The following is a 21,093-nucleotide window of genomic DNA, read 5'->3' as shown; positions in this document are numbered from 1 at the left end:
GCTGGGCCTGTCGAAGCGTCGAACCTCAGACCTGATCGAGCCGGCCGGCGCCGGCGAACGCAGGAGAGCCGGACGCGAACGGCACGGATGCACCGAGCCCGAACGCGGCGCGTGCGCCGGCAGACGTGGCATCGTCGCGCTCGACGGCACCTTCGCCCCACACCGGCACCGCGCTCGCGTCGAGCACCAGGTCGATGCCGCGGGCCACGGCTCCGGATGCGGCAAGCAGCACCGTCACCGGCTTGTCCGCCAGGTCGACCGGCACCGTGATCGGTCCGCCGATCGCGGGGAACACCGGGTCGGCGATCCGCAGGATGCGGGAGTCGTCCACGTAGACGCCGGCATCGGCATCCCCGATGATCGCGTCGAGCGGCCAGGACTCGAACAGCCCGGCGATGAGGGCGAGCACCGATGCGTCACCGCCGGCGAGGCCGATGCGCCGCGCGTGGAGGTTCGACAGGGTCGCGACGTTCCGAGCCAGATTGATCGGATGCTGCCGCGCACCGATGATCGGCACCACCACGACCCGCCTGGTGACCGCCAGCAGCGCACCCGCCGCGGCCGTCCGATCGGGGGCGACCCCGTCGAGGTCGCCGAGCAGCAGCACGTCGGCCGCGGCATCCAGTTCGGCGCCGAGTGCCGCGCGCGAGTCGCGCCCGGCACCCGAGCGCACCGCGAAGTCAGCGAGCGTGGCGTCGTCGACGCGCAGGATCCGGGTCATCGGCGTGCACCTCTCATCCAGGCCGTGAACGGTTCGTCGCCGCGCTCCACGAGCAGGCCGCGGGCGCGCAGCACCGGCGTGACGTGCTCCGCGAACTCGCGCAGCCCCCACGGGTTGGTGTCGAACAGCAGGTTGAAGCCGTCGGCTGCTCCGGCATCCACCCAGTCCGTCATGATGTCGACCAGGCGCTCGGGTGATCCGACGAACAGCTGGTGTCCGAAGCCGGCGAAGTAGCGCAGCAGTTCGCGCACCGTGAGGTTGCCGGCAGCGCCGTACGCGGCGATCGCCTTGCGGAACCCGATCGGGGCTGCGGAAGGGTCACCCGACAGGCGGGTGATCTCCTCCTCGGCCGGCGCATCGAGGTCGAGGCGTGAGCCGTCGATGCCGAACATGGCCGTGAAGCGCTTGAGCACATAGCCGTCAGGGCTGCGCTCGTGGATGACCGAGAAGCGGCGCTCGGCCTCCTCCTCGGTCGAGCCGACGACGAGATGGATGCCCGGCAGCACGAGCGGCGCGGGGCGGCCGAGTGCAGCGGCGCGCTCGCGGAGGTCCGCGGCGTTGGCGGCCGCGGTCTCCTTCACGGTCTCGGCGGCGAACACGGCTTCGGCGCTCTCGGCGGCCAGCTGGCGTCCGCGCGGCGAGCCGCCCGCCTGCACGATGAGCGGTGCGACGTCGGGCAGCAGCGCCCGGATCACCGGGTCGACGCCGAGGTCGGAGCGCGCGATGCGCTCGCCGAACAGCTCGCCCGTGTGGTGGTAGTCGGTGTCGTCCCGGACGGCGGCGATGAAGGCGCTGTACGCCTCGACGAACTCCTCGGCACGGGCGTAGCGCTCCTCGCGGCCGGGGTCCGCCTCGTACCCGAAGTCGGTGATCGCGTTACCGGTGATGCCCGTGACGACGTTCCAGCCGAAGCGCGACCCGCTGAATGCGCTGACCGAGAGCAGGCGGCGCGCGAGCTCGACCGGATCGTTCGAGCTCGACGAGACGGTCGAGATGATGCCGAGGTGCTCGGTCTCGGCGGCGACCGTCGCCAGTGCGGCAAGCGGCTCGAGCAGGCGGCTCGGACGGATCGCCGGGTTCGATGCGAGGCCAGGGGTGTCGGCGAGGAAGATCGCGTGGATGCCGGCGTCCTCGGCCGTGCGAGCAGCGTCGCGCCAGAAGTCCGCACCGAACACCCGGAGCGGGTCTTCACCCGGCGCGCGCCAGGCGCCGGCATCCGTGCCGTAGTCGTAGACGTTCGCGCCGAGCACGAGGGGACGGGTCATCGGGCTGCCTCCGTTGCATCGGTGCCGGTCGCGCTGCGATTCGTGCCGAGCCGGCCGGTGCCGACGTACCAGATCTCCGGCAGGTCGGCGTCGAGCAGGGCGCGCTCGCCGAGCGCCTTGGCCTTCAGGTGCACCGGGTTGTGGTTGCTGAGGGTGCGGGCGTTGCGCCAGTGCCGGTCGAGCGCGAGGCGGCCGTCGACGAGCGAGCCGCCGCCGAGGTCGAACACGCTCTGCGCCGCCTGCAGCACGAGCGACGGCACGAGCACCTGGGCGCGGGTCACTGCGAGATGCCCGTCGCCGGTCTGCTCCTCGAGTGGACGGTCGAGGTCCGCCCCGAGCAGCGCGGCAGCCGCGCGCACCGAGGCGACGATGCCCTGGGCGAGGGCGTCGAGCGTCCCGATGCGTTCCTGCAGCTGCGGGTCCTCGGCGGGGATCGCGGTCGATGCGTGGCTGAAGGTGCGGGTGCGCGACCGCAGCCAGGCGATCGCGTCGTCGCGGGTGCGCAGCGCGATGCCGGCGAGCGTCGCGAGATGCGTGAGCTGCAGCACGGCGTCGAGGTTGCCGAGGCGGTCGGTGCGCGAGCCCTCGCCGACGCGCAGGCGGTCAGGGTCGACGACGACGTCGGTGAACTCGACGGTCCCGGAGGTGGTCAGGCGCTGCCCGACGCCGTCCCAGTCGTCGTGCAGCACGACGCCGTCGGCATCCGCCCGCACGAGCGCCACCAGGTGGCGGCCGTCCTCATCCGAGACGAGCACCGAGATCCAGTCGGCATAGCCGGTGCCGGTCGCGTAGGCCTTGCGACCGTTCAGGCGGAGGATGCCGTCGGCATCCGTCCGCAGTGTCGTGCCGACCGTGCCGATCGCGTTCTCGCCGCTCTCGGTGGTCGCACCGGCGTACACGCGCCCGGCCGCGATCTCCGCGGCCGCCGGGTCGTTCTCGCCGCGCGCGATCGCCCTGGCCGCGCGGTCGCTGGTCGTGAAGTGGGTGCGGAGGCTCTGCGTCACGTTCGAGTCGGCACGGGCCAGGAGGATCTGCAGGTCGACCAGTTGCGGGTACGTCAGCCCGGCGCCGCCGGCGCGGACCGGGAGTCGAGCGGCGGTCAGGCCGAGCGCTGCGAGCTCGCGCACGTCGGCCCGCAGCCCGCGGTCGGGGTCGCCGTCGTGGTCCCGCGCCGGTGCCGCGGCCGCGATCCGGGCGATGACCTCATCGATCTCGGCGGCGTTCGCCAGGGCGTACCCCGCATCGGCGACCGAGGTGAACGCGAGCAGATCCTCCGGCATCCCTCAGCCCTGCCCGCCCGCGGAGCCTGCGGCGCCCGAGTTCGGCCAGTTCGCGGGTGCCGTGCGACCGGCGGCGTCGAGCGCCGGCCGGGTGCGCCCGTAGGCGAGCGCGTGCACGAAGCGCCGACGGAACTGCGTCAGGTCGAACGACGTGATCGCGCGGGTCGACGGCCCCTCCGGGGTGCCCCAGACCAGCGGCAGCCCTTCGGCGGTGAGCGCGACGCGCGTCGCGAGCGAGCCGGCGGCTGGCGTGAAGTCGACCGGTCCCTCGACCCAGCCGGTCACGATCTCCGGACGGTGCAGGATGACCGAGGCCAGCCCGTCGTGCGCCGCCGAGATCCGGCGTCCCCACTTGTACTGGTAGAAGTCGTTGTACGCGTCGAGGATCGTGCCGGCGAACTGCGCGGACGGCAGGTCGGAGTCGAGCAGCGTCGCGGTCACGTGCTCCTCGAGCAGCGCCTGCGAGGTGACGTTCACGCCGACCATGATCACGTTGCCGCGGTTGACGGCGCCGAACACCCGCTCTGCGGCAGCGCGGTCGTTGTGCGTGTTCGCATCGGTGACCGTGGGGGTGCCGGCTGCCGGGTAGGGTCCCGCGCCGCCCATGATGACGACCGAGCGGAACTTCAGGAACAGCTCGGGGTCCTGTTCGAGCGCGAGCGCGATGTTGGTGAGCGGACCGAGCGGGTGCAGGTCGATCCGACCGGGGTACTCGTTCGCGATCCGCACCAGGTAGTCGGCGGCCGACTCCGCCTCGAGCTTCGGCTCAGGTCGCACCAGGCCGCGGTCGCCGAGGCCGTCGTGCCCGTGCACGAACCACGCGATCGACGCGTCGCCGTCGAGCGGCGCATCCGCTCCGCCGTAGATCGGGATGCCGGGAGCATCCGCCACGTCGAGCACGGCGGCGACGTTGCGGGCGGAGTCCTCGACCGAGCAGTTGCCGTAGATCGTCGTGATGCCGACGATCTCGACGTCGGGCTGCGCGAGCAGGTACAGCAGCGAGTGGGCGTCGTCGATGCCGGTGTCGGTGTCGACGACGATCCACTGCTTCTCGGGGGCGAAGGCAGGCGAAGGCATGGTTCTCTCCGTCGTCCGGATCAGTGCTGGTGCTCGTGCGCGGGTTCGGCGAGCTTGAACGCCAGCCGGCCGTGCGCGAATCCGCCGCCGGCACGGATCGCGGTCGCGACCCAGGCCGCCTCGGCGAGCTCTGCCTCGTCGGCGCCGGCTGCGACGGCCTTCTGCGAGTGCGCGTCGATGCAGTACACGCACTGCGTCGTGATGCCGACGGCGAGGGCGATCAGCTCGCGGTACTTCAGCGGGATCGCGCGCGCCTCGTCGGGTGCGAACACCGCGCTGTCGAATGCGGCGAAGGCGGCGAGGATGTCGGGGGTGTGCTGCTTGTAGACCTTCGTGTAGGTCTTGTCTGCCTCGCTGTCGAAGTATGCGCTCATGCTCTGCTCTCTCATCTGTCTCGGATGCCGGCGGTGCTCCCGACGCGGATGCCTGGCGCGGTGGCGCGACGGCACGACGAAGGGAGCAGGGGTCTACCGCGACGCTATGACCCCCGGCATCCGACCGCATCTCGGAGCGCAACATGCGGTCATGCGACGACTCAGTCCTCGTCTTCTCCGCGAAGACGCTGCGGGCCGACGCCCTGGTTCGCCAGTTCGTCGTCCGGGTTGAGCAGTCCGCAGGCCTTCATCGACAGGCAGCCGCAGCCGATGCATCCGGTCAGTTCGCGCTCGAGCCGCTCGATCCCCTCGCGGCGCTTCTCGAGCTCGCGCTTCCACCGGCGCGATGCGCGCTGCCAGTCGGCATGCGTCGGCGTCTCGGTGAGCGGCACGTCGGCGAATGCGCTCTGCACGTCGGCGAGCGGGATGCCGAGCCGCTTGGCGACCGAGATGAGCGAGACCCGGCGCAGCATGTGCCGCGGGTAGCGCCGTTGATTGCCGGGGGTGCGGGTCGAGGCGATCAGACCGAGGTTCTCGTAGAAGTGCAGAGCGGATGCCGCCACGCCGGTGCGGCGGGTCATCTCGCCGATCGTGAGGAACTCGTCGGCGGTGTGCAGGTGCGTTCCCTCGCCCGGGTCGGCGGTCGGTTCAGCGGTCATGGTGGTCCACCCCGATTTCGTCGGATTTGCCCTCAAGCGTACTTGAGGTTTTACGGTAGAGGTATCCCGAGGAAAGCCGCCAGATGACCTATGTGATCGCCCTGCCCTGTGTCGACGTGAAGGATCGTGCGTGCATCGACGAGTGTCCCGTCGACTGCATCTACGAGGGAGAGCGCTCGCTCTACATCCACCCGGACGAATGCGTGGACTGCGGAGCCTGCGAACCCGTCTGCCCCGTCGAGGCCATCTTCTACGAGGACGACCTGCCCGACGAGTGGCAGGACTATTACACGGCCAACGTCGAGTTCTTCGCCGAGCTCGGCTCGCCGGGCGGCGCCGCCAAGGTCGGCATGTACTCGTTCGATCACCCGTTCGTCGCGGCGCTGCCGCCGCAGGAGGGTGCCGAATGAGCGCGCTCGCACCCCGCGTCGCGATCGTCGGGGCAGGACCGGCGGGCATCTACGCGGCCGACATCCTGCTCGGCCTCGCGCCCACCGCGGAGATCGACCTCTTCGAGAAGCTGCCGGCGCCGTACGGGCTGGTCAGATACGGGGTCGCACCGGATCATCCGCGGATCCGCAAGATCACGGATGCCCTGCATGAGGTGCTCAGCGATCCGCGGATCCGACTGCGCTGCAATGTCGAGATCGGCGCCGACATCACGATCGACGAGCTCCGCGCGGTGTACGACGGGGTGATCATCGCCACCGGGGCCGACCTCGACGTGCGCCTCGACATCCCCGGCATCGACCTGCCTGGCTCGTTCGGGGCGGCCGACTTCGTCGCCTGGTATGACGGGCACCCTGATGTGCCGAGGCACTGGCCGCTGGCGGCGGAGTCCGTCGCCGTGCTGGGCGCGGGCAACGTGGCGCTCGACGTCACCCGGATCCTCGCCAAGCACGCGTCGGCCCTCACGCACACCGACACCCCCGATCACGTCCTCGAATCGCTCGAGGCCAGTCCGCTGCGCGACGTGCACCTGTTCGCGCGCCGTGGTCCGGCCGATCTGCGGTTCTCGGCGCTCGAGCTCCGGGAGCTCGCCGAACAGCACGATGTCGACGTCATCGTCGATCCCGACGAGGTCGCGCTGGATGCGCACGCCGAGCGCATGATCGCGCAGTTCTCTCAGCGCCGGATCATCGTGCGGACGCTCACGGAGTGGGCCGCGCGCGATCGGAGCATCCGGACGGCCTCGCGACGGGTGCATCTGCACCTGCGCCAGCGCCCGGTTCGCGTGCTCGGCGACGGCGGCGTGACCGGCATCGAGATGGAGCGCACCGCGTCTGACGAGCTGGGCCGCATGGTCGGCACCGGCGAGTTGCTGCGCTACGACGTCGGCGCCGTGTACCGCGCGATCGGGTACCGGTCGACGCCGGTGCCGGGCGTGCCGTTCGACGCCGAGAACGGCGTCGTGCCGCAGGTGGAGGGGCGGGTGCTCGGCGAAGGCGGAACCCCGATCCCGCGGCTGTACGCGACCGGCTGGATCAAACGCGGTCCGGTCGGTCTGATCGGCTCGACGAAATCGGATGCGGCGCAGACGGTGAAGCACGTGGTCGACGATCTCGACGCCGCCGATGTTTCGGAACGCGACGCCGACCCGATCGCACACCTCGTCGATGCGGTAGACCTGGACGGGTGGCTGCGGATCGACGCCGCCGAACGCGGCGCCGGTGCGGAACGCGGCCGTGAGCGCACGAAGATCGTCGACCGGGCCGAGATGCTCTCGCACGCCGGGCGGAATCACATGACGGAGGCAGGACGATGACCGAGAAGCCCGTGCCGAGTGCGGTCGGAGAAGGACTCAAAGCGGCATTCCGCACCCATCCCGCCGGAGTCGCGATCATCACGGCATCCACCCCGGACGGACCGGTCGGCCTCACCGCGTCGAGCGTCGCATCGGTGTCGGTCGATCCGGCCGCGATCGTGTTCTCGGTCACGCGGGCGACCGGCTCGGCCGGGGCGCTCCTCTCGGCCTCGAGCTTCGTCGTGCACCTGATCGACGACGAGCACTCCGAGCTCGCGCAGAGCTTCGCCACGAGCGGGGCAGAGCGCTTCACGCCGAGTCAGGGATGGACGGCGCTCGAGACCGGCGAGCCGCACCTGGCCTCCGCTCGTGCCGCCCTGCGCTGCCGAGCGCTGCAGACCGTGCCCGTCGGCGCATCCACCGTCGTGATCGCCGAGGTGCTCGACGTCATCTCGGGCCCGCAGGGCCGTCCCCTCGTCTACCTGGATCGCCGCTTCCACACCCTGGCATCCGACTACACCATCTGAGCTCCGAACCTCTGAGATCCGCACCACCGAAAGGAACACGCATGTCAACGCTGTACACGCTCCCCGAACTGCCCTACGACTACTCGGCGCTCGAGCCGCACATCTCCGGCAAGATCATGGAGCTGCACCACTCCAAGCACCACCAGGCCTACGTGACGGGCGCGAACACCGCGCTCGAGCAGCTGGCCACGGCACGCAGCGCCGGCGACCTCGCCAACGTGAACAAGCTCGAGAAGGACCTCGCGTTCAACCTCGGCGGCCACATCAACCACTCGGTGTTCTGGCAGAACCTCTCGCCCGAGGGCGGCGGAGCACCCGAGGGCGAGCTCGAGTCGGCGCTCGTGGACGCCTTCGGCTCGATCGACGCCTTCCGCGCCCACTTCACCGCCACTGCGCTCGGTGTGCAGGGCTCCGGCTGGGCCGTGCTCGCCTGGGACAGCGTCGGTGCCCGCCCGGTGATCTTCCAGCTGTTCGACCAGCAGGGCAATGCGCCGCTCGGCGTCATCCCGCTGCTGCAGCTCGACGTCTGGGAGCACGCCTACTACCTCGACTACCTCAACGTGCGCGCCGATTACGTCAAGGCGTTCTGGAACCTCGTGAACTGGCCCGACGTGCAGCGCCGCTTCGAGGCAGCCCGCACCGCGACGCAGGGACTGATCACCGCTCCGTGATCCGGGTCAGCGGAGCGATCTGAATCCGCGACGTCAATGACCGCCGTCGAGCGTGCCGGAGAGCCTCCGGTGCAGCTCGGCGGCGGTGTCGTTGAGGCCGCGGATCTCGACCGTCGTGCCGCGCTGCTCGTACTTCGTGACGACGGCGTCGAGCGCCGCGACCGTCGACGCGTCCCAGATGTGCGAGCCGCTCATGTCGATCACGACGTGCGCAGGGTCGACCGCGTACTCGAACTGCGTCGTGAGGTCGTTGCTCGACGCGAAGAAGAGCTCGCCGTCGACCGTGTACAACGCGCGCTCGTCGTCGAGCGTGCGCGTGACGGTCGCGAAGTGCGCCACCCGTCTCGCGAACATGACCATCGCCGCGATCACGCCGAGCACGACGCCGATCGCGAGGTTGTGCGTCCAGACGGTCGCGATCACCGTGATCAGCATCACGGCGGTCTCGCTCTTCGGCATCCGCCGCAGTGTCGCCGGACGGATGCTGTGCCAGTCGAAGGTCGCGAAGCAGACCAGGAACATCACGGCGACCAGCGCCGCCATCGGGATGACAGCGACGACGTCGCCGAGCGCGAGCACCAGGATCAGCAGGAAGACGCCGGCGAGGAACGTCGAGATGCGGGTGCGTGCCCCTGACGCCTTGACGTTGATCATGGTCTGCCCGATCATCGCGCAGCCGCCCATGCCGCCGAACGCGCCGGAGAGGATGTTCGCGACGCCCTGGCCCCAGGCCTCGCGGGTCTTGTGGGAGTGCGTGTCGGTGATGTCGTCGACGAGCTTGGCGGTCATCAGCGACTCGAGCAGTCCGACCACGGCCATCGCGAGTGCGAACGGTGCGATGATCGCGAGCGTCTCGACCGTGAACGGCACATCGGGGATGAACAGCGACGGCAGGCTCTGGGGCAGCTCACCCTGGTCGCCGACCGTCGGCACGCTCCAGCCGAAGACCGCGACCGCCGCCGTGAGCAGCACGATCGTGACGAGCGGAGCCGGCACGACCTTCGTGATCCGCGGCATCAGGACCAGGATGACGAGGCCGACCGCGACCAGCGGGTACACGAGCCACGGCACGTCGAACAGCTGCGGAAGCTGGGCGATGAAGATCAGGATCGCCAGCGCGTTCACGAAGCCGACCATGACCGATCGGGGGATGAAGCGCATGAGCTTGGCGACGCCGAGCAGCGCCAGCACGATCTGGATCACGCCGCCCAGCAGCACGGTCGCGATCAGGTAGTCCACGCCGTACTCGCGCACGACCGGGGCGATCACGAGCGCGACGGCGCCGGTCGCCGCGGTGATCATGGCCGGGCGTCCGCCGACGAAGGCGATCGCGACGGCCATGATGAACGACGAGAAGAGCCCGACGCGGGGATCGACCCCCGCGATCAGCGAGAAGGCGATGGCCTCGGGGATCAGCGCCAGGGCGACGACGAGCCCGGCGAGCACCTCGCGGGTCAGCAGACGAGGGCTCCGCAGCGCCTGCAGCACGGTCGGTTCGATGCGGTAGCGCGAGGCGCTGTCGCGTGGGGGCGTGACCGCGGTCATGGGTCCTCCTGGAGGGCGTGCGATCGCAGGCCGTCGGGCGCGGGCGCGGAGGACGGTGCGGAGCAGAGGGGGAGTGGCGGAGCGAGCGCTCTCAGTCCGAGAGTACCCGCCCGGTCGACCCGCGCACCGTCAGCTCGAACGGCAGCGGCGACGGCGCCGGGGCGGTATCCGCTCCGCTGAGCTGGCGGATCACGGCATCCGCTGCCCGCTCCCCCTGCCCGAGCGGGAACTGATCGACCGTGGTCAGGCCGAAGAACGCGCCGAGCTCGTGGCCGTCGACGCCGATGATCGACAGGTTCTCGGGCACACGGAGGCCCCGCTCGCGGGCGGCCAGGATCGCGCCGATCGCCATCTCATCGGATGCCGCGAAGATCGCCGTCGCACCCGGCATCCGAGTGAGGATCCGCGCGGCCGCCCGGTGCCCGCCCTCGACCGTGAAGTCGGCGAGCTCGATCAGGGCCGGGTCCTGCGCGATGCCCGCCGCGGCCAGCGCCCGCTCGAAGCCGGCGCGTCGCCGACTCGGCACGCGGAAGCCGGTGTCGAACGCCGGACTCGCGCTGATGTGGGCGATGTCGCGGTGGCCGAGCGAGATGAGATGCGTCGTCGCCAGCTGAGCGACGGCCTCCTCATCGACCGTGAGCGTCTCGAGGCGCGGATGCGGTCCGCCGATCGCGACCACCGGCATCCCGAGGTCGAGCAGCCGTTGCGTCTCGTCGTCGTCCAGCTTGATCGACACCGCGATCACGGCATCCACCCGCTGTCGCCGCAGGAACGTGTCGAAGACCTCGCGACGCACGTCCTGATCGCTCGTGATGTTGTACAGCGTGATGTCGTAGCCCTGGCGCATCGCGGCTGCCGAGACGCCCGAGAGTACCGCGCTGAAGAACCAGCGGTCCAGGAACGGCACGATCACGCCGATGTTGCGGGTGCGTCCTGAGGCCAGGCTCGATGCCCGAGACGACACCACATAGCCGAGGGCGGATGCGGCGGCCAGCACTCGTTCGCGGGCGGATGCCGAGACCTGACCCCGACCACTCAGCGCGCGCGAGACGGTCGCCGTCGAGACCCCGGCGAGCCGGGCGACCTCATCGATGCTCGTCATGTCGTCGCTCCGTCTGCGCTCGTACCGGTCCGTCCGTGTTCCGTCCCTCCGCGTTCCGGTCCTTCCTCCGCGTTCCGGTCGCGATTCCTGCCGCCCGTCAGCGCGACACGCGGCAGCAATCGCGACCGGAACCGAGGTGCATCAGCCCTGGGTGTACCAGACCGCCGTGTCGACCGGCAGCGCGGTGCCGTCGAACGGCTGGGTGCGCACCAGGATCGTCGCATCGGCCGGGAGCTCGAGCGGCGTCGAGCCGAGGTTGGCGACCACGTGCACGTCGCCACGGCGGAACGCCACGGCATCCGATCCGGCGTCCTCCCAGATCAGCGAGCCGCTGCCGAACCCGTGGGCGCGGCGCTCGGCGAGCAGCTCCTTGTAGAGCGACAGCGTCGAGTTCGGGTCGCTCTCTTCGACATCGCGGGCGTAGGTCGCCCAATCGGCCGGCTGCGGCAGCCACGAGCGGCCGGTGTCGTTGAACCCGAAGGCATCGCCTTCTGCGGTCCACGGCAGCGGCACGCGGCAGCCGTCGCGGCCGTAGCGCTCGCCGTGCGTGCGGAACCAGGTGGGGTCCTGACGGAACGCATCCGGGATCTCCATCGCCTCCGGCAGTCCGAGCTCCTCGCCCTGGTACAGGTACGACGAGCCGGGGAGGGCCAGCATCAGCGTCGTGGCCGCGCGTGCACGGGCCAGGCCGATCGCGGCATCCGGCTTGTCGGGGGTGTTCGGGCCGATGCCCTCACCCTGCGGGTTGTCGGCCGTCAGCGCGAGACGGGTGGCGTGCCGCACGACGTCGTGGTTCGAGAGCACCCAGGTGCTGGGGGCTCCGACCTCGCCGAAGGCATCGAGCGACTCTCGGATCACGTCGCCGAGCTCCTTCGCGTCCCACGCCGTCTGCAGGTACGGGAAGTTGAACGTCTGATGCATCTCGTCCGGGCGCACCCAGAGCGCGGTCTTCTTCAGCGTGGGCAGCCAGGCCTCGCCGCAGAGGGCACGGTCGCCGTCGTACTCCGCGAGCACCTCGTGCCAGTCCCGGTAGATGTCATGCACGGCTTCCTGTCCCCAGTAGGGGACGTTCGCCTCGGCGCCGCCCATGGAGTCGGCGTCCGCCGGGGGCGTGTAGTCGGGCAGGCCATCGGCCTTGATCATGCCGTGCGCGACGTCGACGCGGAAGCCGTCGACCCCGCGGTCGAGCCAGAAGCGCAGGATGGAGCGGAACTCCTCGCGCACCTCTTCGTTGTTCCAGTCGAAGTCGGGCTGCGTGGGGTCGAAGATGTGCAGGTACCACTGGCCGGGCGTGCCGTCGGCTTCGGTGATGCGCTCCCACATGCCGCCGCCGAACACGGACTCCCAGTTGTTCGGGGGCAGCTCGCCGTTCTCGCCCTTGCCGTCGCGGAAGATGTACCGCGCGCGCTCGGGGCTGCCAGGGGCCGCCTTCAGCGCTGCCTGGAACCAGGCGTGCTGCGAGGAGGAGTGATTCGGCACCAGGTCGACGACGACGCGGATGCCGCGGGCGTGCGCCTCGGCGAGCATCTCGTCGAAGTCGGCGAGCGTGCCGAACAGCGGGTCGACGTCGCGGTAGTCGGCGACGTCGTAGCCGGCGTCGTGCTGCGGGCTGGTCATGAACGGGCTGAGCCAGATCGCGTCGACGCCGAGGTCCTGCAGCGAGTCGAGGCGGCTCGTGACACCCGGCAGATCGCCGATGCCGTCGCCCGACGCATCCGCGAAGGAACGGGGGTAGATCTGGTAGATGACGGCGCTGCGCCACCACTCGGAACCGGGCGCTGCGATCTGCTCAAGCTGGGTCATGCGACCAGGCTAGTGCAAGCGCTTGCAGCCACGCCAGCGCAGGGGTCGAATCGGTTCGATTCGGCATCCGTCTTCTGTGCCGAGCGGCCCCCTTGTGTGCGAGCGGCCCCCGTATGTGCAGCACCCAAGGGGGTGGCTCGCACACAAGGGGGCCGGTCGGTGAGGGGCGGGGAGTAGCCTGACGGCATCCGATTCGAGGAGGCAATGATGGTTCCCGAGATCAACTACTGGGCTGTGCTGCTGGCCACTGCGTCGAGCATGGTGGTCGGCTCGATCTGGTACACGCCGAAGGTCTTCGGCACCCGCTGGTCCAAGCTCGCGAACGTCGACATGGACCGGCCTGCGGCCACCGCGACCTGGGCGATCGTCACGACCGTGATCGTCAGCTTCATCACGGCGTGGGTGCTGGCAGGCGCAGCCGCCATCTCCTGGCACTTCTACGGGGGCTCGTTCTTCTGGGGCGCCATCGTCACCGCTGTCACCCTGTGGGCCGGATTCACGGCCGCGCGCTTCATCACCCACGACGCCTTCGAGGGCCGCTCGACCAAACTGACCACGCTGAACATCGCGCACGAGCTCGTGACGGTCGTGGTCATGGCCGTGCTGATCGGGGTCTGGCCGCCGGCGCTCGGGTAGCCACCCCACGAACGACGGACCGGAGGTCGGATGCTGCGAGCTGCAGCATCCGACCTCCGGTGTGTCGAGACCCCGAAGGGCGGGGCTCCGGTCAGGGAGTCGGCATGCCGCCGTTCACGTTGAGCGTCTCGCCGATCACGTAGCTCGACTCGGCGGATGCCAGGAAGACGTACGCCGGTGCGAGCTCGGCGGGCTGCCCCATACGCCCGAGCGGAGTGTCCTCGCCGAACTCCGGGAGCTTCTCCTGCGGCTGACCGTCGCTCGGCTGCAGGGGCGTCCAGATCGGGCCAGGGGCGACCGCGTTCACGCGGATGCCCTTCGGTGCGAGCTGGTCGGCGAGCCCCTTCGTGAAGGCGTTGATGGTCGCCTTCGTCGAGGCGTAGTCGACGAGGATGCCGGACGGCGAGTACGCCTGGATCGACGTGGTGTTGATGATCGCCGAGCCTGCGGGCAGGTGCGGCAGCGCGGCCTTCGTGATCCAGAACATCGCGTAGACGTTGGTCTTGAAGGTGTCGTCGAACTGCTCGTCCGTGATGTCGGACAGCGACTCCTGGTAGATCTGCTTGCCGCCGTTGTTGACGAGGATGTCGAGGCCGCCGAGTGCCGACACGGCGTCGGCCACGAGCGAGCGGCAGTAGTCCGCGTCCCGCAGATCGCCGGGCAGCGTCGCGACCGTCGCGCCTGCGTCGCGGAGGATGCCGGCGATGCGGCTCGCGTCCTCCTCTTCCTCCGGGAGGTAGGAGATCGCGACGTCTGCACCCTCGCGGGCGAAGGCGATCGCGGTCGCCGCGCCGATGCCGGAGTCGCCGCCGGTGATGAGCGCCTTGCGGCCCTTCAGGCGGCCGGTGCCGCGGTAGCTCTCCTCGCCGAGGTCGGCCGCGGGGGCCAGGGCGGCGTCGAGGCCGGGCTCCGGCATGTGCTGCTTCTCGGGGGAGATGTCCGAGTAGAGCTCGGCGGGGTTCGTGAAGGTGTACTGGTCACGGGACATGGGGTGTCCTTTCCTTGTTTCCGGTGGGTCTGTCAGGTCTGAGGGGAGCGGTCATCGATCGCCGAGCAGCTCGGCCGGCACGATGTCGCGGATGGTCATGGCAGCGGTGAGGAAGCCGAGGTGGCTGAGCGCCTGCGGGGTGTTGCCCCAGGCGGTGCCGTCGTCGGCGTCGATCATCTCGGCGTAGATGCCGACGTCGTTCGCGAGCGCGATGAGCTCGTCCATCCGCTCGATCGCCTCCTCGTGCCGGCCGACGCAGGCGAGGGCTTCGGCGCGCCAGAACGCGCACGCCACGAAGGTCTTCTCCTCGGCGGCGGCACCGCTGTACCGATACATCAGGCTGCCGGCACCGAGCTCGTCGGCCAGGGCGTCGATCGTGCTCGACATCCGCTCGCCGCGGTCGAATCCGCTCGGGGCGTGCAGCAGCACGGAGGCATCGAGCTCGTCAGACCCGGCGAAGAACACGTAGGCGGCGCGGTCCTGCGACCAGCAGTGCTCCTCGATCCAGAGACGGATGCGGTCGCGCTCGGCCCGCCAGCGGTCAGCGCTCCCTGGAATCGCACCGGACTCCGCGAGCGCGACGGCGTCGTCGAGCGCCTTCCAGCAGCCCATCTTCGACGACGTGTAGTGCCGCAGCTCCGGCAGCTCCCACATGCCGGAATCCGGATTGCGCCACAGATCGCACGTTCGATCCGCGATGCCGGCGAGCATCCGTGCCGTCTCGACGTCGAGCACGTTGCCGGCGTCGACGTAGGTACGGCAGATCGCGATCAGGTCGCCGTAGACCCCCAGCTGCAGCTGGCCGTTGGCCGGGTTGCCCGTCACGACCGGGCCGATGCCGCGCCACCCGTCGACGTCGTGCTCGTCCGGCTCCGGCACGAGGTCGCCGTCGAGGGTGTACATCACGTGCAGCTCGGGGCCGTGGTCGCGGATCGTGCGCAGCATCCACGACAGCGCCGCATGGGTCTCCTCGCGCAGCCCGAACCGGACCAGTGCGTGCGTCGTGTACGCAAGGTCGCGCACCCAGGCGTAGCGGTAGTCCCAGTTCTTGCCGCCGTCCGGCGACTCCGGCAGCGACGTGGTCGCCGCCGCCGCGATCGCGCCGGAGGGGCTGTGGATCAGCTGCTTGAGGGTCAGCGCGCTGCGCTGGACGTGCGCCTGCCACGGGCCGTCGTACGAGAACACGGCCGACCAGTGCTGCCAGCTCTCGATGGTCCGGTCGATGCCGTCGTCGATGTTGTGCGGGGCGGGAAGATGCAGCGGTTCATCGTGCGTCGCCGCGAGGGCGAGGAGGTGGCGGGAGCCGGCGGATGCCGTGAATCCGCCGGTGAGCTGCGGTCCGCTCGGGCCGTCGTCGACGGGCGGATTCGGTCCGTGCTCGAATCCGACCACCACGAACGCGGTGCTGCCGCTCCGAACGATGTCACCGTGCTGGGTGCTCTCGATCCAGGGTGCCGCGGTCTGCAGCGAGGTCCCCGGCTGCACGCGCCAGCGCATCGCGACCTCGCCCTGCACGCCGTCGATGCGTCGTGCGAGCTCGGCCCACGGCAGTCGTCCGGCGACACCCGACACGAGCGCGTCCGTCACCCGCACGGTGCCGGCCGCTGTGGTGAACGTCGTCTCGAGCACGTTCGTCTCGGGGAGGTACCGGCGCTCGCTGCGGAACTCCTCGGTCGGCTGCAGCTCGATGCATCCGCCGGTCTCCTCGTCGAGCAGTCGGGCGAACACGGGCAGGTCCGTCAGCCCCGGGAGCGGCAGCCAGTCGATGCATCCGTCGGTGCCGATCAGCGCGACGGTCCGCCCATCGCCGATCGGCGCGTACGACGCCAGCGGGCGGAACGGGGGAGCGGCGGGCATGACGCCATGGTGCGGCCGCGCAGGGCACGGCACAAACGCCTTGCACCTGACGAATGTCGTTGCTATACGCGAGGACGGCGCGGATGCTCCGAGGTTCCCGCTTCCCGGATGGCACCCGAACGTGCCAAGATCGTCTCGCGACCCCCCAGATCGCGCGCAGCCCCACCAGTCATCGAGGGATCCCCCATGCCCGCAGCTTCTCGACGCTCGGCGTCAGCAGCGGTCGCCGGTGCGCTCGTGCTCGCTGTCGTCCTCGCGGGGGCTGTCTCCTCGGCGCTGGTCGCCACAGCATCCGATGACCCCGGAGCAGACACCGGCACCCCCGATCCGACGCTGTCGGTCGCCCTCGCCTACGAGTTCCTGGATGCCCGCGTCGACGAGTTCTGCGACGGGGACGGACGCTGCCTGCCGCGAAGCTACGAGGGCGGGTTCTTCACGACCCCGAGCTGGGACTTCACGCCGTCGTTCGTGTACGACGATGCGCTCGTGGTGATCGCGTACACCGCACGCGGGCGTCCCGACGACATCCGCCGGGCGCAGGCGGTCGGCGACACGCTGCTCTTCGTGCAGGCCGAGGATCCGATCGGCGACGGGCGGGTGCGCACCTCGTACGAGCCGCACGGGATCCGCCAGGGCCGCGTCGAGATCACAGGACCCGGCACGTTCACCGGCAACCAGGCATGGGTCGGCATGGCGCTCACCCGTCTCTTCCACGCCACCGGGGAGACGAAGTACCTCGAAGGCGCACTCGACATCGCGCGGTGGATCCAGACGAACACTGCCGACATGACGCGCGCGCCATACGGCTACATGGGAGGGCAGCTCGAGGACGGCACCTCGCTCGTCTGGAAGTCGACCGAGCACAACGCAGACATCGCCGGATTCTTCACCCAGCTCGCACAGGTCTCCGGCGACCCCGTCTGGTCGGACCGAGCAGCCGTCGCCGCCGCGTTCGTCACCGCGATGCAGGCGGCAGACGGGCACGTCGACACCGGCACGCTCCTCGACGGCAGCACCACCAACGTGTATCCGGTGCCGCTCGACGCGCAGACATGGAGCTCGCTCGCCACGGGCGATCCGCGCTACGGCACGGCCGTCGACTGGACGCTCGCGAATCTCATCGCGAACGACGGCCAGTATCAGGGCCCGTCGATCAGTCACGTCGACGTCTCGAAGGTCTGGTTCGAGGGAGCGGGGCACCTGGCGCTGGCGCTGCGGCTGCGCGACGGCGTCGACGATGCCGCGCGCGCTGACGCCCTGCTCGACAGCATCCGCCTCGCGCAGCGTGATGCGCCGAACGGCGACGGCAAGGGGATCGTGGCGACGTCGACCGATGGGCTCGACTCCGGGTTCGGCGACCTGTACTACGCGAGCCTGCACTCCGGCACGACCGCCTGGTATCTGCTCGCCGCCGCCGGAGACAACCCCTTCACGCTGCCATCCCCCTGACCCCCGCGCGCCCGCGCCCGCGCCCAGCCCGCCGAGCGGCCCCTTTGGCGCCGGCCCACCCCCTTCGCGACGCATTCAAAGGGGTGGCTCGCACGCAAAGGGGTGGGTCGACCGTGCTTGCGGCGGCGGCAGACGCAGGGGGAGGGGAGGGGGGAGGCTGGCGTCAGGCGGCGACGCGGGCGACCGCGGCGATCGCGCTCGCGAAGAAGCCGAGACCGTCGATGCCGCTGCGCATGGCGAGCGAGGTGTCCGGGCCGAAGCCGGCCTCTGCGGCGTGCTCGGGGTGCGGCATCAGACCGACCACGTTGCCCGCCTCGTTCGTGAGTCCGGCGATGTCGCGCAGCGAGCCGTTCGGGTTCACGCCCGCGTAGCGGAAGGCGACCAGGCCCTCGCCCTCCAGACGGTCGAGCGTCTCGTCGTCGGCGATGTAGCCGCCGTCGCCGTTCTTCAGCGGGATCACGATCTCCTGGCCGGTGCGGAACGTGTTCGTCCACGCGGTGTCGGAGTTCTCGACCGTGAGGCGCTGGTCGCGGCGCACGAAGTGCTGGTGGTCGTTGCGGATCAGGCCGCCGGGCAGCAGGTGCGCCTCGACGAGCATCTGGAAGCCGTTGCAGATGCCGAGGATGGGCATGCCCTTCGCCGCGGCGTCCTTGACCTCGCTCATGATCGGCGACAGCGCGGCGATCGCACCGGCGCGCAGATAGTCGCCGTAGCTGAAGCCGCCGGGAAGAACGAGCGCGTCGACACCCTCGAGGTCGTGCGAGCCGTGCCACAGGGCGACGGGCTCTGCGCCGGCGATGCGCACCGCGCGCTGCGCGTCGCGGTCGTCGAGCGAACCGGGGAACGTGACGACCCCGATGCGTGCGGTCATTCGACGACCTCGATGCCGACGACGTCCTCGATCACGGAGTTGGAGAGCACCTCGTCGGCGATGCGCTTGGCCTCGGCGAGCAGCTCGTCGGTGACCTCGCCCTCGACGGTGAGCTCGAAGCGCTTGCCGATGCGGACATCGGTGAAGCCCTCGACGCCCAGACGGGCGAACGCGCCGGAGACGGCCTTCCCCTGCGGGTCGAGCAGTTCGGACTTGGGCATGACGTCGACGACGATGGTGGGCATTCTGATCCTCTTGGCGGCCGCAGGACGCAGCTCTCGGTCGTTGAGCGACGAGCGCGGCGAGGAGTCGAAACGCCGGAAGTCGCGGGAAGGCTGGCGCGCCAAGTCTACCGGGCCGTGACTGCCTCCCACGTCGGTGCTACTCGGCGTGGAACACCGTGTGCAGATCGCCGATCAGGTCGCGACCGCCGAGGCCGTCGATCTCGAACAGGACGGAGATGCCGATCACGTGACTGCCGAGCTGTTCGACGATCTGACGCCCGGCGGCGAGGGTGCCGCCGGTGGCCAGCACGTCGTCGATCAGCAGCACGCGCGACCCTGCCGGCAGATCGTCGTGCATCTCGATCGTGGCGGTGCCGTACTCGAGTGCGTAGTCGACGGATGCCGCAGGCCGAGGCAGCTTGCCGGCCTTGCGGATCGGGATGAGCCCGACACCTGCTGCGATCGCCGCGGCTCCGGCGAGGATGAAGCCGCGCGCCTCGATGCCTGCGACCACGTCGAACTGTCCGGCGAAGGGCTCGAGGATGGCGTCGGTGGTGGCCTTGAGCGCCTCGGCGTCTGCGAGCAGCGGCGTGATGTCGCGGAAGACGATGCCGGGTTCCGGGTAGTCCGGGACGTTGCGGATCAGCGATGCGGCGCGGAGGAGGGCGGGGGAGAGTTCGGCTTCGGGCACCGAGCAAGGCTACCCGCTCTCCGCGAGACGGCAGGTTCGCCGCATCCGCTCCGCATCCGCTCCGCATCCGCTTGACACGCGTGGGAGCGCTCCCATAGAGTGGCGAACCAGCCGTGGGAGCGCTCCCACGGTTCCCGAGAGCACCACCCACCGCACGACCCCCACAAAGGAGTGAACCGTGAACACCCGCGCCCGCAATCGCATCCTCACCACAGCCGCCGTGGCATCCGTCGCAGCCCTGGCCCTCGCCGGCTGCTCGGCCGGCAACGGCGATGCAGCCGAAGGAGACGCCGACGCAGACGTGACGCTGACCGTCACCACGTTCGGCACCTTCGGCTACGAAGACCTCTACACGGAGTACGAGAAGCTCCACCCGAACGTGAAGATCGAGGCGACGAACATCGACACCGGCGGCAACGCCCGCACCGATGCCTTCACCAAGATCGCCGCCGGCTCAGGACTCAGCGACATCGTCGCGATCGAGGAAGGCTGGCTCGGCGCCGTCATGGACGTCTCAGACACCTTCGTCGACCTGCGCGACTACGGCATCGAAGACCGCAAGGCCGACTGGGTCGACTGGAAGTACGGTCAGGCGACGGATGCCGAAGGTCGCGTGATCGGCTACGGCACCGACATCGGCCCGAGCGGCATCTGCTACAACGGCGCGGCCTTCGAGGCCGCAGGTCTGCCGAGCGATCGCGAGTCGGTCGCCGAGCTGCTGACCGGCGACTGGGACACCTACTTCCAGGTCGGTGCCGACTACACCGCCAAGACCGGCAAAGCCTGGTACGACCACTCCGGCTTCGTGTGGAACGCCATGGTCAACCAGCTCGACGAGGGCTACTACACGGCTGACGGCGAGCTGAACGTCGAGGGCAACGCCGAGCTCAAGGAGCGCTTCGAACAGCTCGGCGCCGCGACCGAGGGCGGCCAGTCCGCAGCGCAGACGGCCTGGGACTGGAACGGCGGCAAGTCGTTCGTCGACGGCACCTTCGCGACCTTCGTCTGCCCCGGCTGGATGCTCGGCGTCGTGCAGGGCCAGGTCGAGGCCGGTGGCGGCGACGCATCGACCGGCTGGGACTTCGCCGATGTCTTCCCCGGAGGCGCGGCCAACTGGGGCGGCGCGTTCCTGTCGATCCCGGAGACCTCGCAGCACAAGGAAGCCGCTGCGGCACTCGCCGACTGGCTGACGCAGCCCGAGCAGCAGGTCGAGCAGTCCGCCGCGGCCGGCAACTTCCCGTCGACCGTGAAGGCGCAGGAGACGCTGGCATCGGATGCCACGCCGAACGCGTTCTTCAACGACGCCCCCACGGGCGCGATCCTCGCCGAGCGCGCGAAGGGCGTCGTGGCGCAGTTCAAGGGCGCGGACGACTCCGTCATCCAGGAGAACGTCTTCGGCCCGGCCCTCAGCAGCCTCGACCGCGGTGAGACCGACACCAAGGGCGCCTGGGATCAGGCCATCCAGCTGCTGAACGACCTCGTCGGCTGATCCTCACTACTGGGTTGCTGAGCCTGTCGGAGCACCACCGGACCCTTCGACAGGCTCAGGGACCCACCCATGGGGCCACCCGAGCTCACGGACCCGCGCGCTCAGGGACCCACCCATGGC

The 21,093-nt window shown here is 70.1% G+C and carries 21 protein-coding genes; 7 read left to right on the top strand and 14 right to left on the bottom strand.

The features are described 5' to 3' along the window. Positions 1–25: 25 nt before the first annotated feature. From V7Z82_RS07105 to soxR, 6 genes are all read right to left on the bottom strand, one after another. Positions 26–721, bottom strand: coding sequence for a hypothetical protein (locus tag V7Z82_RS07105; RefSeq protein WP_334149509.1), 696 nt, complete (start codon positions 719–721; stop codon positions 26–28). Continuing rightward, positions 718–1,986, bottom strand: coding sequence for an LLM class flavin-dependent oxidoreductase (locus V7Z82_RS07100; protein ID WP_334149507.1), 1,269 nt, complete (start codon positions 1,984–1,986; stop codon positions 718–720). The genes V7Z82_RS07105 and V7Z82_RS07100 overlap by 4 nt, the downstream gene beginning before the upstream one ends. Next, the gene (locus V7Z82_RS07095; RefSeq protein ID WP_334149504.1) at positions 1,983–3,266 is read right to left on the bottom strand and encodes an acyl-CoA dehydrogenase family protein; all 1,284 of its coding nucleotides are present in this window, start codon (positions 3,264–3,266) and stop codon (positions 1,983–1,985) included. The genes V7Z82_RS07100 and V7Z82_RS07095 overlap by 4 nt, the downstream gene beginning before the upstream one ends. A 3-nt stretch (positions 3,267–3,269) precedes the next feature. Continuing rightward, the gene (locus tag V7Z82_RS07090) at positions 3,270–4,343 is read right to left on the bottom strand and encodes a nucleoside hydrolase (RefSeq protein WP_334149502.1); all 1,074 of its coding nucleotides are present in this window, start codon (positions 4,341–4,343) and stop codon (positions 3,270–3,272) included. A gap of 20 nt (positions 4,344–4,363) precedes the next feature. Further along, entirely contained in the window at positions 4,364–4,717 is a 354-nt protein-coding gene (locus V7Z82_RS07085; RefSeq protein WP_334149498.1) for a carboxymuconolactone decarboxylase family protein, read from the bottom strand. Positions 4,718–4,878: 161 nt separating this feature from the next. Continuing rightward, positions 4,879–5,376, bottom strand: a complete 498-nt coding sequence (gene soxR, locus V7Z82_RS07080) for a redox-sensitive transcriptional activator SoxR (protein ID WP_334149496.1) — start codon at positions 5,374–5,376, stop codon at positions 4,879–4,881. Positions 5,377–5,459: 83 nt separating this feature from the next. Between soxR and fdxA the strand changes: the two genes are divergently transcribed. From fdxA to V7Z82_RS07060, 4 genes are read left to right on the top strand one after another with little or no spacing between them, the layout of a single operon-like run. Next, positions 5,460–5,786, top strand: coding sequence for a ferredoxin (gene fdxA / locus V7Z82_RS07075; RefSeq protein WP_334149494.1), 327 nt, complete (start codon positions 5,460–5,462; stop codon positions 5,784–5,786). After that, positions 5,783–7,141, top strand: coding sequence for an FAD-dependent oxidoreductase (locus V7Z82_RS07070; protein WP_334149492.1), 1,359 nt, complete (start codon positions 5,783–5,785; stop codon positions 7,139–7,141). Before fdxA ends, V7Z82_RS07070 begins: the two co-directional genes overlap by 4 nt. Further along, positions 7,138–7,647: a flavin reductase family protein gene (locus tag V7Z82_RS07065; RefSeq protein ID WP_334149490.1), complete on the top strand. Its 510-nt coding sequence runs from the start codon at positions 7,138–7,140 to the stop codon at positions 7,645–7,647. Before V7Z82_RS07070 ends, V7Z82_RS07065 begins: the two co-directional genes overlap by 4 nt. Before the next feature lie 41 nt (positions 7,648–7,688). Beyond that, on the top strand, positions 7,689–8,318 hold the full coding sequence (locus tag V7Z82_RS07060) for a superoxide dismutase (protein WP_334149488.1): 630 nt from the start codon (positions 7,689–7,691) through the stop codon (positions 8,316–8,318). A 33-nt stretch (positions 8,319–8,351) separates the two neighbouring features. Here V7Z82_RS07060 and V7Z82_RS07055 read toward each other — a convergent pair whose 3' ends face one another. The 3 genes from V7Z82_RS07055 to V7Z82_RS07045 form a co-directional block, all read right to left on the bottom strand. Beyond that, entirely contained in the window at positions 8,352–9,863 is a 1,512-nt protein-coding gene (locus V7Z82_RS07055) for a SulP family inorganic anion transporter (RefSeq protein ID WP_334149486.1), read from the bottom strand. Positions 9,864–9,954: 91 nt separating this feature from the next. Continuing rightward, entirely contained in the window at positions 9,955–10,965 is a 1,011-nt protein-coding gene (locus tag V7Z82_RS07050; RefSeq protein ID WP_334149484.1) for a LacI family DNA-binding transcriptional regulator, read from the bottom strand. 141 nt (positions 10,966–11,106) lie between these two features. Then, complete coding sequence (locus V7Z82_RS07045) at positions 11,107–12,768, bottom strand: glycoside hydrolase family 13 protein (protein ID WP_334149482.1); 1,662 nt, start codon at positions 12,766–12,768, stop codon at positions 11,107–11,109. Positions 12,769–12,975: 207 nt separating this feature from the next. Between V7Z82_RS07045 and V7Z82_RS07040 the strand changes: the two genes are divergently transcribed. Then, complete coding sequence (locus tag V7Z82_RS07040; RefSeq protein ID WP_334149480.1) at positions 12,976–13,404, top strand: DUF1761 domain-containing protein; 429 nt, start codon at positions 12,976–12,978, stop codon at positions 13,402–13,404. A gap of 91 nt (positions 13,405–13,495) precedes the next feature. On the opposite strand, the gene V7Z82_RS07035 is transcribed toward V7Z82_RS07040, so the two are convergent. Beyond that, entirely contained in the window at positions 13,496–14,392 is an 897-nt protein-coding gene (locus V7Z82_RS07035) for an SDR family oxidoreductase (protein WP_334149479.1), read from the bottom strand. Between the two features lie 51 nt (positions 14,393–14,443). After that, a complete protein-coding gene (locus V7Z82_RS07030; RefSeq protein WP_334149476.1) occupies positions 14,444–16,249 on the bottom strand; it encodes a glycoside hydrolase family 15 protein in 1,806 nt (601 codons plus the stop codon). A 186-nt stretch (positions 16,250–16,435) separates the two neighbouring features. Between V7Z82_RS07030 and V7Z82_RS07025 the strand changes: the two genes are divergently transcribed. Further along, positions 16,436–17,698, top strand: a complete 1,263-nt coding sequence (locus V7Z82_RS07025; RefSeq protein WP_334149474.1) for a hypothetical protein — start codon at positions 16,436–16,438, stop codon at positions 17,696–17,698. A 163-nt stretch (positions 17,699–17,861) separates the two neighbouring features. Here the strand turns inward: V7Z82_RS07025 and purQ are convergent, their stop codons facing one another. From purQ to V7Z82_RS07010, 3 genes are all read right to left on the bottom strand, one after another. Beyond that, positions 17,862–18,569, bottom strand: coding sequence for a phosphoribosylformylglycinamidine synthase subunit PurQ (gene purQ, locus V7Z82_RS07020; protein WP_334149472.1), 708 nt, complete (start codon positions 18,567–18,569; stop codon positions 17,862–17,864). Beyond that, on the bottom strand, positions 18,566–18,814 hold the full coding sequence (gene purS, locus V7Z82_RS07015; RefSeq protein ID WP_334149470.1) for a phosphoribosylformylglycinamidine synthase subunit PurS: 249 nt from the start codon (positions 18,812–18,814) through the stop codon (positions 18,566–18,568). Before purS ends, purQ begins: the two co-directional genes overlap by 4 nt. Positions 18,815–18,950: 136 nt before the next feature. After that, positions 18,951–19,484, bottom strand: a complete 534-nt coding sequence (locus tag V7Z82_RS07010; protein ID WP_334149468.1) for an adenine phosphoribosyltransferase — start codon at positions 19,482–19,484, stop codon at positions 18,951–18,953. 178 nt (positions 19,485–19,662) lie between these two features. Here V7Z82_RS07010 and V7Z82_RS07005 point away from each other — a divergent pair, with 178 nt between their 5' ends. Further along, on the top strand, positions 19,663–20,973 hold the full coding sequence (locus V7Z82_RS07005) for an ABC transporter substrate-binding protein (RefSeq protein WP_334149466.1): 1,311 nt from the start codon (positions 19,663–19,665) through the stop codon (positions 20,971–20,973). Positions 20,974–21,093: the final 120 nt, after the last annotated feature.

This window comes from Microbacterium sp. (genome assembly GCF_036823965.1).
GTDB lineage: Bacteria > Actinomycetota > Actinomycetes > Actinomycetales > Microbacteriaceae > Microbacterium.
This window is presented reverse-complemented; position numbering and strand designations above follow the sequence as displayed.